This window comes from Streptomyces sp. NPDC102451 (genome assembly GCF_044765485.1).
GTDB lineage: Bacteria > Actinomycetota > Actinomycetes > Streptomycetales > Streptomycetaceae > Streptomyces.
This window is the reverse complement of sequence record NZ_JBIWKD010000003.1, coordinates 393,673-407,717: the sequence shown is the minus strand read 5'-3', so window position 1 is coordinate 407,717 and position 14,045 is coordinate 393,673. Positions and strand designations below refer to the sequence as shown.

Sequence of the window (14,045 nt, the reverse complement as noted above, 5' to 3'; positions counted from 1 at the left end):
AGTGGACGGCCCACAGGGGGCGTGTTCCGGTCCTAAAATCATGCAAGCATGCTTGCTTGTTTTACGGGGCGCTGGCATGCTCCGGGGCACACCGCCACGCCCCGAGGGGAGCGCACCGTGCCCGACGCATCGGCCGTGACCGCCGCCGTGCTCGACGACATGCGGGAGGAGAGCGACGAACTCGACCTGTTGGTAGCCGGGTTGAGCGCCCACGAGTGGACCGCGCCGACCCCTGCCGAGGGGTGGACCGTCGCCCATCAGATCGCCCACCTCAACTGGACCGACGAGGTGGCCCTGACCGCCGCCACCGAGCCCGACGCCTTCGCCGCCGAGGTCGAGAAGGCGCTCGCCGCCCCCGAGACCTTCGTAGACGAGGCCGCCGAGGAGGCCGTCACCGCCCTCACCCCCGAGGCGCTGCTCGTGGAATGGCGGGAGGGCCGCGCCCGGCTCCAGAAGGCGCTGCGCGAGGCACCCGCCGGGACGAAGATCCCCTGGTACGGCCCGCCCATGAGCGTCGCCTCGATGGCGACCGCCCGCCTCATGGAGACCTGGGCCCACGGCCAGGACATCGCCGACGCGCTCGGCGTCACCAGGAAGCAGACCGCCCGGCTGCGGCACGTCGCCAGGATCGGCGTACGCGCCCGGGACTACGCCTACTTCGTACGCGGACTGCAGCCGCCCGCCGAGCAGTTCCGCGTCGAACTGCGTGCCGAGGACGGCGGACTGACCGTGTACGGGCCCGAGGACGCCGCCCAGCGCGTCACCGGCCCGCTCCTCGACTTCTGCCTGCTCGTCACCCAGCGCGCGCACCGCGACGACCTCGCCGTCGAGGCGGTCGGCGCGGACGCCGGGCAGTGGCTGGACATCGCGCAGGCCTTCGCCGGGCCCGCGGGACCCGGGCGCCCCCGGCAGGCGGACCGGTGACCCGGCCGCTGCGCATCGGCAACGCCTCGGGTTTCTACGGCGACCGCTTCGACGCCCTGCGCGAGATGCTCACCGGCGGCCCGCTCGACGTCCTCACCGGGGACTACCTCGCCGAACTCACCATGCTGATCCTCGGCCGCAGCCGCCTCAAGGACCCGGCGCGCGGATACGCGACGACCTTCCTGCGACAGCTGGAGGAGAGCCTTGGCCTCGCCCACGAGCGCGGCGTGAAGGTCGTCACCAACGCCGGCGGGCTGAACCCGGCCGGACTCGCCGACGCCGTGCGGGAGCTGGCCGACCGGACGGGCGTACCCGTACGCGTCGCGCATGTCGAGGGCGACAGCTGGCCGGTGCCCGACGGATACCTCACCGCCAACGCCTACCTCGGCGGCGGAGGCATCGCCGCCTGTCTGCGCGCCGGGGCCGACATCGTCGTCACCGGCCGGGTCACCGACGCCGCCCTCGTCACCGGGCCCGCCGCCGCCCACTTCGGCTGGGGGCCCGACGCCCACGACGCCCTCGCCGGGGCGGTCGTCGCCGGGCACGTCCTGGAGTGCGGAACCCAGGCCACCGGCGGGAACTACGCCTTCTTCGGCGACCACGACGTCCGCCGCCCCGGCTTCCCGCTCGCCGAGATCCACCAGGACGGCAGCAGCGTCATCACCAAGCACGACGGCACGGGCGGCGTCGTCGACACCGGCACCGTCACCGCACAGCTGCTGTACGAGACCGGCGCCGCCCGCTACGCCGGACCCGACGTCACCGCCCGGCTCGACACCGTACGGCTCACGCAGGACGGGCTCGACCGGGTGCGGATCAGCGGCGTACGCGGCGAGGCCCCGCCGCCCACCCTCAAGGTCGGGCTCAACCGGCTCGGCGGGTGGCGCAACGAGGTCGTCTTCGTGCTGACCGGACTCGACATCGAGGCCAAGGCCCGGCTCGTGCAGGATCAGTTCGCCGACGCCCTCGACCGTGCCGGTTCGAAACCCGCCGAGGTGCGCTGGGAGCTCGCCCGCACCGACCGGGCCGACGCCGGCACCGAGGAGACCGCGAGCGCCCTGCTCCGGCTCGTCGTACGCGACCCGGACGCCGAGGCCGTCGGCCGGGCCGTGTCCGGGGCGGCCGTCGAGCTGGCACTCGGCAGCTACCCGGGCTTCCATGTGACCGCCCCGCCCGGCAAGGGCGCGCCCTACGGGGTGTTCGAGGCCGCGTACATACCCGCCGGGGAGGCCGAGCACATCGCCGTGCTGCCCGACGGGACCCGCTCGGCCGTTCCGACGGCGGGCCCGTACAAGGACATCGAGGACGTCGCCGAACCGGAACTGCCCGAACCGCTGCCCGCCGGGCCCACCCGCACCGCACCCCTCGGACGGATCGCGGGCGCCCGCAGCGGCGACAAGGGCGGGGACGCCAACGTCGGGGTGTGGGTCACCACGGACGACGCCTGGCGGTGGCTGGCCCACGAACTGACCGTGGCGCGGTTCCAGGAGCTGCTGCCGGAGACCGCCGGGCTCACCGTCGTCCGCCATGTCCTGCCGAATCTGCGGGCGTTGAACTTCACCGTCCACGGACTCCTCGGCGAGGGCGTCGCCGCGCAGGCCCGCTTCGATCCGCAGGCCAAGGCGGTGGGGGAGTGGCTGCGGTCCCGGCACGTCCCCGTGCCCGTACGGCTGCTGGAACGACCGGAGGTGCACGCATGACCGTCCTGCCCACCGTCCTCGACACCACGGGGCCCGAGTACGCGGCGAACCGCGAGGCGATGCTCGCGAAACTCGCCGAGCTGGACACCGAGCACGCCAAGGCCCTGGCGGGCGGCGGTGAGAAGTACGTGAAGCGGCACCGCTCGCGTGGCAAGCTCCTGGCCCGCGAGCGGATCGAGCTGCTGGTCGACGCGGACACCCCCTTCCTGGAGCTGTCCCCGCTCGCCGCCTGGGGCAGCGACTATGCGGTCGGCGCCTCGCTCGTCACCGGGATCGGGATCGTCGAGGGCGTCGAGTGCCTGATCACCGCCAACGACCCGACCGTGCGCGGCGGCGCCTCCAATCCCTGGACCCTGAAGAAGGCCCTGCGCGCCAACGAGATCGCCTTCGCCAACCGGCTGCCCTGCATCTCCCTGGTGGAGTCCGGCGGTGCGGACCTGCCCTCGCAGAAGGAGATCTTCATCCCCGGCGGGGCGCTCTTCCGCGACCTCACCCGGCTGTCGGCGGCCGGCATCCCCACCGTGGCCGTCGTCTTCGGCAACTCCACGGCGGGCGGCGCGTACGTCCCCGGCATGTCCGACCACACCGTGATGATCAAGGAGCGGTCCAAGGTCTTCCTCGGCGGCCCGCCCCTGGTCAAGATGGCCACCGGCGAGGAGAGCGACGACGAATCGCTCGGCGGCGCCGAGATGCACGCCCGTACCTCCGGCCTCGCCGACCACTACGCCGCCGACGAGCACGACGCCCTGCGCCAGGCCCGCCGGATCGTCGCCCGGCTCAACTGGCGCAAGGCGCACCCCGATCCGGGGCCCGCCGAACCGCCGAAGTACGACGAGGACGAGCTCATCGGGATCGTGCCCGGCGACCTCAAGGTCCCCTTCGACCCGCGCGAGGTCATCGCCCGGCTCGTCGACGGCTCGGACTTCGACGCCTTCAAACCGCTCTACGGGACCAGCCTGGTCACCGGCTGGGCGCGCCTCCACGGCTACCCGGTCGGCATCCTCGCCAACGCGCAGGGCGTGCTGTTCAGCGAGGAGTCGCAGAAGGCCGCGCAGTTCATCCAGCTCGCCAACCAGCGCGACATCCCGCTCCTCTTCCTGCACAACACCACCGGCTACATGGTCGGCAAGGAGTACGAGCAGGGCGGCATCATCAAGCACGGCGCGATGATGATCAACGCGGTCTCCAACTCCAAGGTGCCGCACCTCTCCGTGCTGATGGGAGCCTCCTACGGCGCCGGGCACTACGGCATGTGCGGCCGGGCCTACGATCCCCGCTTCCTCTTCGCCTGGCCCAGCAGCAAGTCCGCCGTCATGGGCCCCCAGCAGCTCGCCGGCGTCCTCTCGATCGTCGCCCGCGCCTCCGCCGCCGCGAAGGGCCTGCCCTACGACGACGAGGCCGACGCAGGACTGCGCGCCATGGTGGAGCAGCAGATCGAGTCCGAGTCGCTGCCGATGTTCCTCTCGGGGCGGCTGTACGACGACGGGGTCATCGACCCGCGCGACACCAGGACCGTCCTCGGGATGTGTCTGTCAGCGATCCACACGGCAACGGTCGAGGGCGCGCGCGGCTTCGGCGTCTTCCGGATGTGAGGCCCCCCATGATGCGTGTGCTCCTTGTCGCCAACCGGGGCGAGATCGCCTGCCGGATCTTCCGCACCTGCCGTGAGCTGGGCATCTCCACCGTCGCCGTGCACTCCGACGCGGACGCCGACGCCCTGCACGTACGGGAGGCCGACACCGCCGTACGGCTGCCGGGGGCCGCACCGGCCGACACCTATCTGCGCGGCGACCTCGTCGTCGCCGCCGCGCTCGCGGCGGGCGCCGACGCTGTCCACCCCGGGTACGGCTTCCTCTCCGAGAACGCCGGGTTCGCCCGGGCCGTCGAGGACGCCGGTCTCGTCTGGGTCGGGCCGCCGGTCAAGGCCATCGAGCTGATGGCCTCCAAGACCCGGGCCAAGGAGCTGATGGCCGCCGCCGACGTGCCCCTGCTCGCCCCCGTCGACCCGGGGAACGCCACCACCGCCGATCTGCCCCTGCTGCTGAAGGCGGCGGCGGGCGGCGGCGGGCGCGGGATGCGGATCGTGCGCGAACTGGCCGCCCTGGAAGGCGAGCTGACCGCAGCCTCCGCCGAGGCCGCCTCTGCCTTCGGGGACGGCGAGGTCTTCGCCGAGCCGTACGTCGAGCGGGGCCGGCACGTCGAGGTCCAGGTCATGGCGGATGCCGAGGGCACGGTCTGGGCGCTCGGAACCCGCGACTGCTCGCTCCAGCGCCGCCACCAGAAGGTCATCGAGGAGGCCCCGGCACCCGGCCTCGACGACGGACTCCGACAGCGGCTGCACCAGGCGGCGGTGGCGGCCGCACAGGCGGTGGGCTACCGGGGCGCGGGGACCGTCGAGTTCCTCGTATCGGCCGAAGGACGCCCGTACTTCCTGGAGATGAACACCCGCCTCCAGGTCGAACACCCCGTCACGGAAGCCGTGTTCGGCCTCGACCTCGTCGCCCTGCAACTACGGATCGCGGAGGGCGGGCCACTCCCGTCCGCCGAGCCCCCGTCGCCGTCCGGGCACGCCGTCGAGGCCCGGCTGTACGCCGAGGACCCGGCGCGAGACTGGCAGCCACAGACCGGAGCACTGCTCACACTCGATGTGGACGGCGGACCCGGTATCCGCCTCGACACCGGATACACCGGCGGCGACACCGTCGGGGTGCACTACGACCCGATGCTCGCCAAGGTCATCGCCCACGCCCCCACCCGCACCGAGGCCGTCCGCCTCCTCGCCCGCGCCCTGGAACGCGCCCGCATCCACGGCCCGGTCACCAACCGGGAGCTGCTCGTACGCTCCCTGCGCCACTCGGACTTCGCCGCGGCGCGCCTCGACACCGGCTTCTACGACCGGCACCTGGCGGCCCTGACGGCGACCGGCACTCCCGGAGAGGAAGCCGCCCGCCGCCTCGCCGCCACCGCCGCCGCGCTCGCGGGAGCCGCCGACCGCCCCGCGACCGGCCCCGCCCGCTTCGGCGCCTGGCGCAACCTCGCCTCGCAGCCGCAGACCATGCGCCTCCGGAGCGAGCCCGACGGCACCGAGTACGAGATCGCCTACCGCACGGGCCGCGACGGCATCCCCGCCCCCGCATCCGGCGAGCGGGTCCTCGCCGCCCGCCCCGGCGCGGTCGCCCTCGAAACCGGCGGGGTGACCCGGCACTTCACCGTCACCACCCACCGCGACCGGGTGTACGTGGACACGGCCGCCGGCGCGTACACCTTCACCGCCCTGCCCCGCTTCACCGATCCCGCCGAACGCACCGAACCCGGCTCCCTGCTCGCCCCCATGCCCGGCACCGTCGTCCGGCTCGCCGACGGCCTCGCGCCCGGCGCGGCCGTCGCGGCCGGGCAGCCGCTCATCTGGCTGGAGGCGATGAAGATGGAACACCGCATCCTCGCCCCCGCCTCCGGCACCCTCACCGCACTGCACGCCGCCCCCGGACTCCAGGTCGAGGTCGGCGCCCTGCTCGCCGTCGTACAGGACGCACCACCCGCGCACTCCGCAGCAGACGCACCCGCGCACCAGGAGGAGACGACCCCATGAGCACCGTCCTCGAAACCGCAGAGCACCAGGCCCTCCGCGCCGCCGTCGCCGCCCTCGGCAAGCGCTTCGGCCGCACCTACACCACCGAGCTGTTCCGCAACGGCGAGCACCCCCGCGAACTCTGGGAAGAGGCCGGCAAGCTCGGCTACCTCGGCGTCAACCTCCCCGAGGAGTACGGCGGCGGGGGCGGCGGCATGGCCGAACTCTCCATCGTCCTGGAGGAACTCGGCGCGGCAGGCAGCCCCCTGCTCATGATGGTCGTCTCCCCGGCGATCTGCGGCACCGTCATCGCCCGCTTCGGCACCGAGGAGCAGAAGCAGGCCTGGCTGCCCGGCCTCTCCGACGGCTCCCTGACCATGTCCTTCGGCATCACCGAACCCGACGCCGGCTCCAACTCCCACCGCATCACCACCACCGCCCGCCGCGACGGAGGGGACTGGATACTCAACGGCCGCAAGGTCTTCATCTCCGGCGTCGACATCTCCGACGCCACCCTGATCGTCGGCCGCACCGAGGACGCCAGGTCCGGCAGCCTCAAGCCCTGCCTCTTCATCGTGCCCCGCGACACCCCGGGTTTCTCCCGCACGCAGATCGACATGGAACTCCAGGCGGCCGAGAAGCAGTTCGAGCTGGTCCTCGACGACGTACGGCTGCCCGCCGGCGCGCTCGTCGGCGAGGAGGCGGACACGGGACTGCTCCAGCTCTTCGCCGGTCTGAACCCCGAGCGCATCATGGGCGCCGCCTTCTCCATCGGCATGGGCCGCTACGCGCTCGAACGCGCCGTGGACTACGCGAAGACCCGCACCGTCTGGAAGGGCGCCCCCATCGGCGCCCACCAGGCCATCGCCCACCCGCTCGCCCAGGCGCACATCGAGCTGGAGCTCTCCCGGCTGATGATGCAGAAGGCCGCCAGGCTCTACGACGACGGCGACGACATCGGCTCGGGCGAGGCCGCCAACATGGCGAAGTACGCCGCCGCCGAAGCCTGCGTCAGGGCCGTCGACCAGGCCGTCCACACCCTCGGCGGCAACGGCCTCACCCGCGAGTACGGGCTCGCCTCCCTGATCACGGCCGCGCGTGTCTCCCGTATCGCCCCCGTCAGCCGGGAAATGATCCTGAACTACGTATCCCACCAGACCCTGGGCCTGCCGAAGTCGTACTGACGGTCATCGGTCGTGTCCCGGACCTCCCCATCCGCCCCCGCAGGGGCGATTCTGGCTCTCCACCCGCGTCGAAGGGGACCGCCATGGTGTTCCACAGCGAGTACGCAGACGTCCAGCCCCTCGAAACACCCATCCACGAAGCCGTCCTCGGGAGCGCCGCGGACTTCGGTGACACACCCGCGCTGATCGACGGCACCAACGGGATGACCGTCACCTACGGCCAGCTCGACACCTTCCACCGGCGCATCGCCGCCCACCTCGCCGCGAACGGCCTGCGCAAGGGCGACGTCCTCGCCCTGCACAGCCCCAACACCATCGCCTACCCGCCCGTCTTCTACGGGGCGACCCGGGCCGGCGCCACCGTCACCACGATCCACCCGCTCGCCACCCCCGAGGAGTTCGCCAAACAGCTGGCGGACTCCGGGGCCCGCTGGATCGTCACCGTCTCCCTGCTCCTCGACGTCGCCCGCCGGGCCGCCGAACTCGCCGGCGGCGTCCAGGAGATCTACGTCTGCGACCAGGCCGAGGGCCACACCTCCGTACTCGACATGCTGGGCACCACCGCCCCCGAACCGGACATCGCCTTCGACCCCGCCGAGGACATCGCCGTCCTGCCGTACTCCTCCGGGACCACCGGCACCCCCAAGGGCGTCATGCTCACCCACCGCTCCATCGCCACCAACCTGGAGCAGCTGCGGCCCCTCGTCCCCCTCGGCGAGAACGAACGCATCCTCGCGGTGCTGCCCTTCTTCCACATCTACGGGCTGACCGCCCTCATGAACGGGCCGCTGCGCTACGGCGCCACGGTCGTCGTCCTGCCCCGCTTCGACCTCACCCAGTTCCTCGAAACGATCCAGACCCACCGCATCACCGGCCTGTACGTCGCCCCGCCCATCGTCCTGGCCCTCGCCAAACACCCGCTCGTCGGCGACTACGACCTCTCTTCGATCGAGTACATCGTCAGCGCCGCCGCCCCCCTGGACGCCGAACTCGCCGTCGCCTGCTCGAAACGGCTCGGCGTCCCCGCCGTACGGCAGGCCTACGGCATGACGGAGCTCTCGCCCGGCACCCATGTGGTGCCCCTCGACGCGGAGAACCCGCCGCCCGGCGCGGTCGGGAAGCTGCTGCCCGGCACCGAGATGCGGATCGTCTCGCTCACCGACCCCGGCATCGACGTCGCCGGCGACACCGACGGCGAGATCCTCATCCGCGGCCCCCAGGTGATGAAGGGCTACCTCGGCCTCCCCGACGCCACCGCCGCCATGATCGACCCCGACGGCTGGCTGCACACCGGGGACGTCGGCCGGGTCGACGCGGACGGCTGGCTGTACGTCGTCGACCGGGTCAAGGAACTCATCAAGTACAAGGGCTACCAGGTCGCCCCCGCCGACCTGGAGGCCCTCCTCCTCACCCACCCCTCGATCGCCGACGCCGCCGTCATCGGGGTGTACGACACCGACGGCAACGAGGTCCCCAAGGCCTACCTGGTCCGCGGGCCCGGCGCGGGCGGCCTCACCGAGGACGACGTCATCGCGTACGTCGCCGACCGCGTCTCCCCGTACAAGAAGGTCAGACAGGCCGAATTCATCGAGGCCGTACCCCGCGCGGTGTCCGGCAAGATCCTGCGGCGCGAGCTGCGCGACCGGGAGAAGCCGCGATGACCCTGGCACCCCCCGCCCACGACCGCGGAATCACCACCCTCACCCTCGACTCCCCGGCCAACCGCAACGCGCTCTCGGCCCGCCTCGTCGGCGAACTCACCGAGGCGCTGGCCGGCTGCGCGGCCGACGACGAAGTACGGGCCGTCGTCCTCACCCACACCGGCACCACGTTCTGCGCGGGCGCCGACCTGACCGCACCGCCCGAACCCGCCGCGTTCGTTTCCCTGATGCGCGCGGTCGTCGCCCTGCCCAAGCCGGTCGTCGCCCGGGTCACCGGGCACGTACGGGCCGGCGGCCTGGGGCTCCTCGGGGCGTGCGACATCTCGGCGGCCGGACCGGACGCCACCTTCGCCCTCACCGAGTCCCGACTGGGCCTGGCCCCCGCCGTCATCTCCCTGCCCCTGCTGCCCCGGCTCGACCCGCGCGCCGCCACCCGCTACTACCTCACCGGGGAACGCTTCGACGCGGTGGAAGCCGCCCGGATCGGCCTCATCACCGTCGCCGCCGGGCCCGAGGACGTGGACAAGGCGCTCGTACCGGTACTCGACGGACTCCGCAGGGCCTCACCGCAGGGGCTGAAGGCATCGAAGGAGCTGGTCACGGCTACTGTGCTGCAGAGTTTCGACAGTCACGCCGAAGACCTCATCGCCCGCTCGGCCGCGCTCTTCGCCTCCGACGACGCACGGGAGGGGATGACGGCCTTCCTGGAACGACGGGATCCCCCATGGGTGCTGTGACGCCCCCGAAGCAGGACAGAAGCCGCGCCACCCGGCAGCGTCTCCTGTCCTCGGCGGTCGCCTGCCTCGCCGAACACGGCTGGGCGGGCTCCACGGTCTCCGTCGTCGCCGAACACGCAGGGGTCTCACGGGGCGCCGCGCAGCACCACTTCCCGACCCGCGAGGACCTCTTCACCGGCGCCGTCGAGTACGTCGCCGAGGAACGCTCCGCCGCCCTGCGCGCCCTGCCCGTCCAGGGCCGCACGGCGGTGGTCGCCGCCCTCGTCGACCTCTACACGGGCCCGCTGTTCCGCGCCGCGCTCCAGCTCTGGGTCGCCGCGTCGAACGAGCCCCAGCTGCGGCCCCGGGTCACCGAACTCGAAGCGCGCGTCGGCCGCGAGACCCACCGCATCGCCGTGGAACTCCTCGCCGCCGACGAATCCCGCCCCGGAGTACGCGAAACGGTCCAGGGCCTCCTGGACATGGCCCGCGGCCTGGGCCTGGCCAACGTCCTCACGGACGACCGCGCCCGCCGGGAGCGGGTCGTCGCGCAGTGGGCGGCCCTCCTCGACGACGCGCTGGGCTGAGCTGCGGTGCGGGCCGCCGGCCGTACGCGACCGGTCCTTTGCAACTTAGCTCAGGGTGTGGCGAGTTGTTCAAAAAATGTGACTAACGGTGAGCAATTCCAGTGCTACGGTCACGCTGCTGTCCGGTTTTTACTTCGTGGGGGGCCTCGTTAACCGTGCGTCAGCTGTGTGACAGCCGTCAGGAAGATCGTCGTGGACACGACCAAGGCCGACTGATCCCGCCGGGCCGCTGCGCATCCTGCGCGGCGGCCCGCCTTGTATTTTCTTGAGGCTCCATGCGCTTCCGCACCGCACTACGCACCCACGCCGCCGTGCTGGCTCTGCCGGTGACCGGTTTCTTCTTCGCCTACGTCTTTTTTGCGACCAGGGGGAGGATGGGGCACTTTGCCATGCTTCCCTGGCCGACCGAGGCCGTGGCCTTCGCCCTACACGCACCGGTTCCCCTGGCCGCCGCCGCTGCGGCGGGGCTGGCCGCAGTGGAGGCGACACGACTACGGGCCCTCGGCGCCTGGGAGATGGGCCCCGCGCGTAGCGATTTCCGAGTCGCCGTTCAGCCGGTCCTCATCGTGGTGCTCACGCTGGCGGCCCTCCTGGCCGGCATCACGGCCGGCGCGCTGCTGCTTGCCGGAGTCGCTCCCGACGTGTACGTGCTGAACCTGTTCGGGATCGCCGTGGTCCTGCTCACCGCGCACGCGGCCATCGGATTCCTCCTCGGGAGGCGCCTCCACGCGTTGTACTCCGCACCGGTCGTGTCCATAGCCGTGTTCATCGGCATCAGTTACCCCTTGGGCACGAGCACGTGGTGGGCGCACCACGTGACCGGGGCTGTCGGCCAGATCAATTTCGGTGAGGCGTACACCCTCCCCATGACGATCGCTGCCGTTCTGCCGACGGTCTGCCTGGCTCTCGCCCTCGCCGTGGCCATCGGTCCTCGGCGTATACGTGTCGGTGCTGTCGTGCTGTCCCTCGTCGTCGCCGGCTGCGGGCTTCTGGTCGCCTACGGCATCACCCGCGAGTGGACCTCTTTCGCTCCCGCTGCCAAGGGGCTGGCCCCGGTCGTCTGCGAGGGCCGCGCACCCGAGGTGTGCATGCCTGCCGCAGGTTCCGAAGACCTCGGAGAGATCCAGGCCGCACTTTTCGGCATGACGGCGAAACTGAAGGCCAAAGCGATCATTGCGGAGATCCCCACGCGTATCACTGACATAACGGTATCCAGGCCTCAGCTGCCGGACACCGGGGGAGAGACGTGGACACTCGACCTTGCGGCCGGGAGGCCGGACGGTATCTCCTGGGCTGACGTGGCCATCGACGTCGTAGGAATGCCCTGCGAGAACCCGGACTGGAACACCTTGCACTACGGCACTCTCTGGACCGCCCGGACCACAGGGAAAGCGGATGACTACCTCGCCTGGCTCTCCCGCGAGTCGCAGTCGGTCCGGACCGGAGACAGCAAGGAACAGCTCCTCGCGGAGATGGACAGGGTCGACGGCCTTCCGCTGAACGAGCAGAAGGCCTGGTACGTCGAGCAGCTCCGGCTCTCCTGCCAAGGCGGCCGGGCGGGATGATCTGGTGGTTGCGCCAACGCGGCGCCCTCGGCCTGCTGCCCGGCGCGCTGTTCGCCTTCGTCCTGAGCATCGCTCTCACGTCGGATCTCGTCCTCGTTCTCCCTGCGTTTCTGGGCAGTCGACCCATCCCGACCACATTGAGCAACTTCTTCTGCCTCGTTCCTTCTGTCGCCCTCGTCGCATGCCTCGAAAGGCGCCTGCCCGGCATGGAGCGATCCGCTGTGCGCCGACTCGACTCGATGGACATCGCCCTGGTGACGGGGTTCGCCCTCCTGGCCAGCGCGGCGGCGGCGGTCATGACTTCACTGGACTCGGATGCGATGTGGACGGCCGCCCGCAACAACCTGCTCTTCTGCGGTCTCACCCTGGGAAGCTGGCCTCTCCTCAAACACCGGGCAGCCCTTGTACCCGTGTTCTGGATGATCCTCGCCATGTTCACCGGGGGCAGACAGCTCGACGACCCTTATCCCTGGGTGATCGTCACCGAGAAGGCCGATGTCGCCCACGCCGCGACGGGCGCCGCCCTTGTCTTCCTGACGGGGCTTGTCCTCCTCACCTGCCTCGTGCCAAGGACCGACCGATGACTCTGCTGCTCGACCGCGTCACCTTCACCTACCGCCGCGGGCTGCGCCCCGTCCTCTCCCAGCTCACCTACGAGGTGCCCGACCAGGGTCTGACGATCCTGCTCGGCCCCAACGGAGCGGGGAAGTCCACGACGCTGGCCCTTCTCGCGGGGACGGTCGAGCCGACGGTAGGCAGAGTCCTGTTCAGCGACACGAACGTCACCTCCGCCACCCGTGAATTCCGCCGCCACGTGGCCTGGCTCCCCCAACGGGTACCCACGTCACCGCAGCTGACCTCTCGCGAGTACGTGGCGTACATCGCCTGGCTCAAGGGCGAGAACCGCGTCCAGGCGTGGAAGCGGGCCGGGGCCGCCCTCGAACAGGTCGGCCTCGCCGAACAGTCCGGGCAGAAGACGGCCAGTCTCTCCGGGGGGCAACTCAGGCGTGTCGGCATCGCCTGTGCCCTGGCCCACGACGCCCGTGTGATCCTGTTGGACGAACCGACAGCGGGTCTCGACCCTCATCAGCGTTCTGTGTTCCGTGAAGTCCTGGGAGACGTCGCGGCGAGCACCCCGGTGCTGATGTCCACCCATGACGTGATCGACCTGGCCGAAGAGGCCGACACCGTCACCCTCATGGAGTCGGGGAAGGTGCGCCACCACGGAGGGACCCAGAGTTTCCTCGACCACGCCCGCCCCGAGGCCGCCCCTGGGCGCAAGGCGGAGTCGGCTTACTCCGCCCTCATGCGCCTCGACGGTTGACGGTGGGCGGCCCGCCGCAGCGCCCTGCGGGCGGCCGGAGCCAGGGTCCGGGCTCCGGCCGCCCGCCGGGTGGGTGCGGGGGCGCCCCGCCCCCGCCAGTTCCCCAGCTGGTCGTAGCCCGGGATCGAGCGGGGGTCGCGGGTGCCCGGGCCGACGTACGTCGCCGAGGGGCGCACCATGCGGCCCGTCAGCCACGCCCACATCGGCGTCACCGCCGGCGTCTACGCCCGCGTCCGGCTCCGCCTCCAGCGCCAAGCCATCGACACCCTGGCATGGTGTTTCACCTTGGTGGGCCTCGCGGTCGCGATCACGCTGGGCGCACGGTGTATCCGCGACATCCGGGTGCTGGAACACCAACGCCCGGTGTTCCCGAGACTTGGCCCTGGGCCACGGTGATCATCCGCGCTTTCGAACGGACCCTCGCTCAGCCCCGCCCAGACCAACGCGCTGGGCGGGCTCCACGGTCTCCGTCGTCGCCGAACGTGCCGGGGCCTCACGGGGCGCCGCGCAGCACCACTTCCCGACCCGCGAGGACCTCTTCACCGGCGCCGTCGAGTACGTCGCCGAGGAACGCTCCGCCGCCCTGCGCGCCCTGCCCGTCCAGGGCCGCACGGCGGTGGTCGCCGCCCTCGTCGACCTCTACACGGGCCCGCTGTTCCGTGCCGCGCTCCAGCTCTGGGTCGCCGCGTCGAACGAGGCCCAGCTGCGGCCCCGGGTCACCGAACTCGAAGCCCGCGCCCGCCGGGAGCGGGTCGTCGCGCAGTGGGCGGCCCTCCTCGACGACGCGCTGGGCTGATCCGTTCGCGGTCGTCGAGG

General features: G+C 71.7%; 13 protein-coding genes and 1 pseudogene. 13 read left to right on the top strand and 1 reads right to left on the bottom strand.

Going from position 1 to position 14,045, the window contains the following annotated elements; all coding sequences use genetic code 11:
- The first annotated feature begins 117 nt into the window (after positions 1–117).
- The 11 genes from ACIRD8_RS08920 to ACIRD8_RS08870 all read left to right on the top strand — a co-directional run bounded on the left by ACIRD8_RS08920 (position 118) and on the right by ACIRD8_RS08870 (position 13,229).
- Positions 118–924, top strand: coding sequence for a TIGR03084 family metal-binding protein (locus ACIRD8_RS08920; RefSeq protein WP_403988197.1), 807 nt, complete (start codon positions 118–120; stop codon positions 922–924).
- Complete coding sequence (locus tag ACIRD8_RS08915) at positions 921–2,624, top strand: acyclic terpene utilization AtuA family protein (protein ID WP_403988195.1); 1,704 nt, start codon at positions 921–923, stop codon at positions 2,622–2,624. The genes ACIRD8_RS08920 and ACIRD8_RS08915 overlap by 4 nt, the downstream gene beginning before the upstream one ends.
- Positions 2,621–4,216 (top strand): acyl-CoA carboxylase subunit beta, encoded by a 1,596-nt coding sequence (locus tag ACIRD8_RS08910; protein WP_403988193.1) that lies wholly within the window; start codon positions 2,621–2,623, stop codon positions 4,214–4,216. Before ACIRD8_RS08915 ends, ACIRD8_RS08910 begins: the two co-directional genes overlap by 4 nt.
- A gap of 8 nt (positions 4,217–4,224) precedes the next feature.
- Positions 4,225–6,213: an acetyl/propionyl/methylcrotonyl-CoA carboxylase subunit alpha gene (locus ACIRD8_RS08905; protein WP_403988191.1), complete on the top strand. Its 1,989-nt coding sequence runs from the start codon at positions 4,225–4,227 to the stop codon at positions 6,211–6,213.
- On the top strand, positions 6,210–7,376 hold the full coding sequence (locus tag ACIRD8_RS08900; RefSeq protein ID WP_403988189.1) for an acyl-CoA dehydrogenase family protein: 1,167 nt from the start codon (positions 6,210–6,212) through the stop codon (positions 7,374–7,376). Before ACIRD8_RS08905 ends, ACIRD8_RS08900 begins: the two co-directional genes overlap by 4 nt.
- Positions 7,377–7,459: 83 nt before the next feature.
- Complete coding sequence (locus ACIRD8_RS08895; RefSeq protein WP_403988187.1) at positions 7,460–9,037, top strand: 4-coumarate--CoA ligase family protein; 1,578 nt, start codon at positions 7,460–7,462, stop codon at positions 9,035–9,037.
- On the top strand, positions 9,034–9,774 hold the full coding sequence (locus ACIRD8_RS08890) for an enoyl-CoA hydratase family protein (protein ID WP_403988185.1): 741 nt from the start codon (positions 9,034–9,036) through the stop codon (positions 9,772–9,774). Before ACIRD8_RS08895 ends, ACIRD8_RS08890 begins: the two co-directional genes overlap by 4 nt.
- Positions 9,762–10,340 (top strand): TetR/AcrR family transcriptional regulator, encoded by a 579-nt coding sequence (locus ACIRD8_RS08885; protein WP_403988183.1) that lies wholly within the window; start codon positions 9,762–9,764, stop codon positions 10,338–10,340. Before ACIRD8_RS08890 ends, ACIRD8_RS08885 begins: the two co-directional genes overlap by 13 nt.
- Before the next feature lie 275 nt (positions 10,341–10,615).
- Complete coding sequence (locus ACIRD8_RS08880; protein ID WP_403988181.1) at positions 10,616–11,905, top strand: magnesium transporter; 1,290 nt, start codon at positions 10,616–10,618, stop codon at positions 11,903–11,905.
- On the top strand, positions 11,902–12,489 hold the full coding sequence (locus ACIRD8_RS08875) for a hypothetical protein (protein ID WP_403988179.1): 588 nt from the start codon (positions 11,902–11,904) through the stop codon (positions 12,487–12,489). Before ACIRD8_RS08880 ends, ACIRD8_RS08875 begins: the two co-directional genes overlap by 4 nt.
- Complete coding sequence (locus tag ACIRD8_RS08870; protein ID WP_403988177.1) at positions 12,486–13,229, top strand: ATP-binding cassette domain-containing protein; 744 nt, start codon at positions 12,486–12,488, stop codon at positions 13,227–13,229. Before ACIRD8_RS08875 ends, ACIRD8_RS08870 begins: the two co-directional genes overlap by 4 nt.
- Here the strand turns inward: ACIRD8_RS08870 and ACIRD8_RS08865 are convergent.
- Positions 13,199–13,441 (bottom strand): hypothetical protein, encoded by a 243-nt coding sequence (locus ACIRD8_RS08865; RefSeq protein WP_403988727.1) that lies wholly within the window; start codon positions 13,439–13,441, stop codon positions 13,199–13,201. The two genes, ACIRD8_RS08870 and ACIRD8_RS08865, sit on opposite strands and share 31 nt — an antisense overlap.
- On the opposite strand from ACIRD8_RS08865, the pseudogene ACIRD8_RS08860 reads away from it, so the two are divergent.
- Positions 13,416–13,625, top strand: a pseudogene (locus ACIRD8_RS08860) (hypothetical protein); the annotation flags it as partial. The gene ACIRD8_RS08865 and the pseudogene ACIRD8_RS08860 sit on opposite strands and share 26 nt — an antisense overlap.
- Complete coding sequence (locus ACIRD8_RS08855; protein WP_403988175.1) at positions 13,606–14,025, top strand: TetR family transcriptional regulator; 420 nt, start codon at positions 13,606–13,608, stop codon at positions 14,023–14,025. The pseudogene ACIRD8_RS08860 and the gene ACIRD8_RS08855, both read left to right, overlap by 20 nt.
- Positions 14,026–14,045: the final 20 nt, after the last annotated feature.

What these genes read in the sequence shown, in the direction of transcription:
- ACIRD8_RS08900 (WP_403988189.1), top strand. Translation starts at nt 6,210, where the DNA reads ATGAGCACCGTCCTCGAAACCGCAGAGCACCAGGCCCTCCGCGCCGCC.
- ACIRD8_RS08880 (WP_403988181.1), top strand. Translation starts at nt 10,616, where the DNA reads ATGCGCTTCCGCACCGCACTACGCACCCACGCCGCCGTGCTGGCTCTG.
- ACIRD8_RS08910 (WP_403988193.1), top strand. Translation starts at nt 2,621, where the DNA reads ATGACCGTCCTGCCCACCGTCCTCGACACCACGGGGCCCGAGTACGCG.
- ACIRD8_RS08890 (WP_403988185.1), top strand. Translation starts at nt 9,034, where the DNA reads ATGACCCTGGCACCCCCCGCCCACGACCGCGGAATCACCACCCTCACC.
- ACIRD8_RS08875 (WP_403988179.1), top strand. Translation starts at nt 11,902, where the DNA reads ATGATCTGGTGGTTGCGCCAACGCGGCGCCCTCGGCCTGCTGCCCGGC.
- ACIRD8_RS08870 (WP_403988177.1), top strand. Translation starts at nt 12,486, where the DNA reads ATGACTCTGCTGCTCGACCGCGTCACCTTCACCTACCGCCGCGGGCTG.
- ACIRD8_RS08895 (WP_403988187.1), top strand. Translation starts at nt 7,460, where the DNA reads ATGGTGTTCCACAGCGAGTACGCAGACGTCCAGCCCCTCGAAACACCC.
- ACIRD8_RS08905 (WP_403988191.1), top strand. Translation starts at nt 4,225, where the DNA reads ATGATGCGTGTGCTCCTTGTCGCCAACCGGGGCGAGATCGCCTGCCGG.
- ACIRD8_RS08885 (WP_403988183.1), top strand. Translation starts at nt 9,762, where the DNA reads ATGGGTGCTGTGACGCCCCCGAAGCAGGACAGAAGCCGCGCCACCCGG.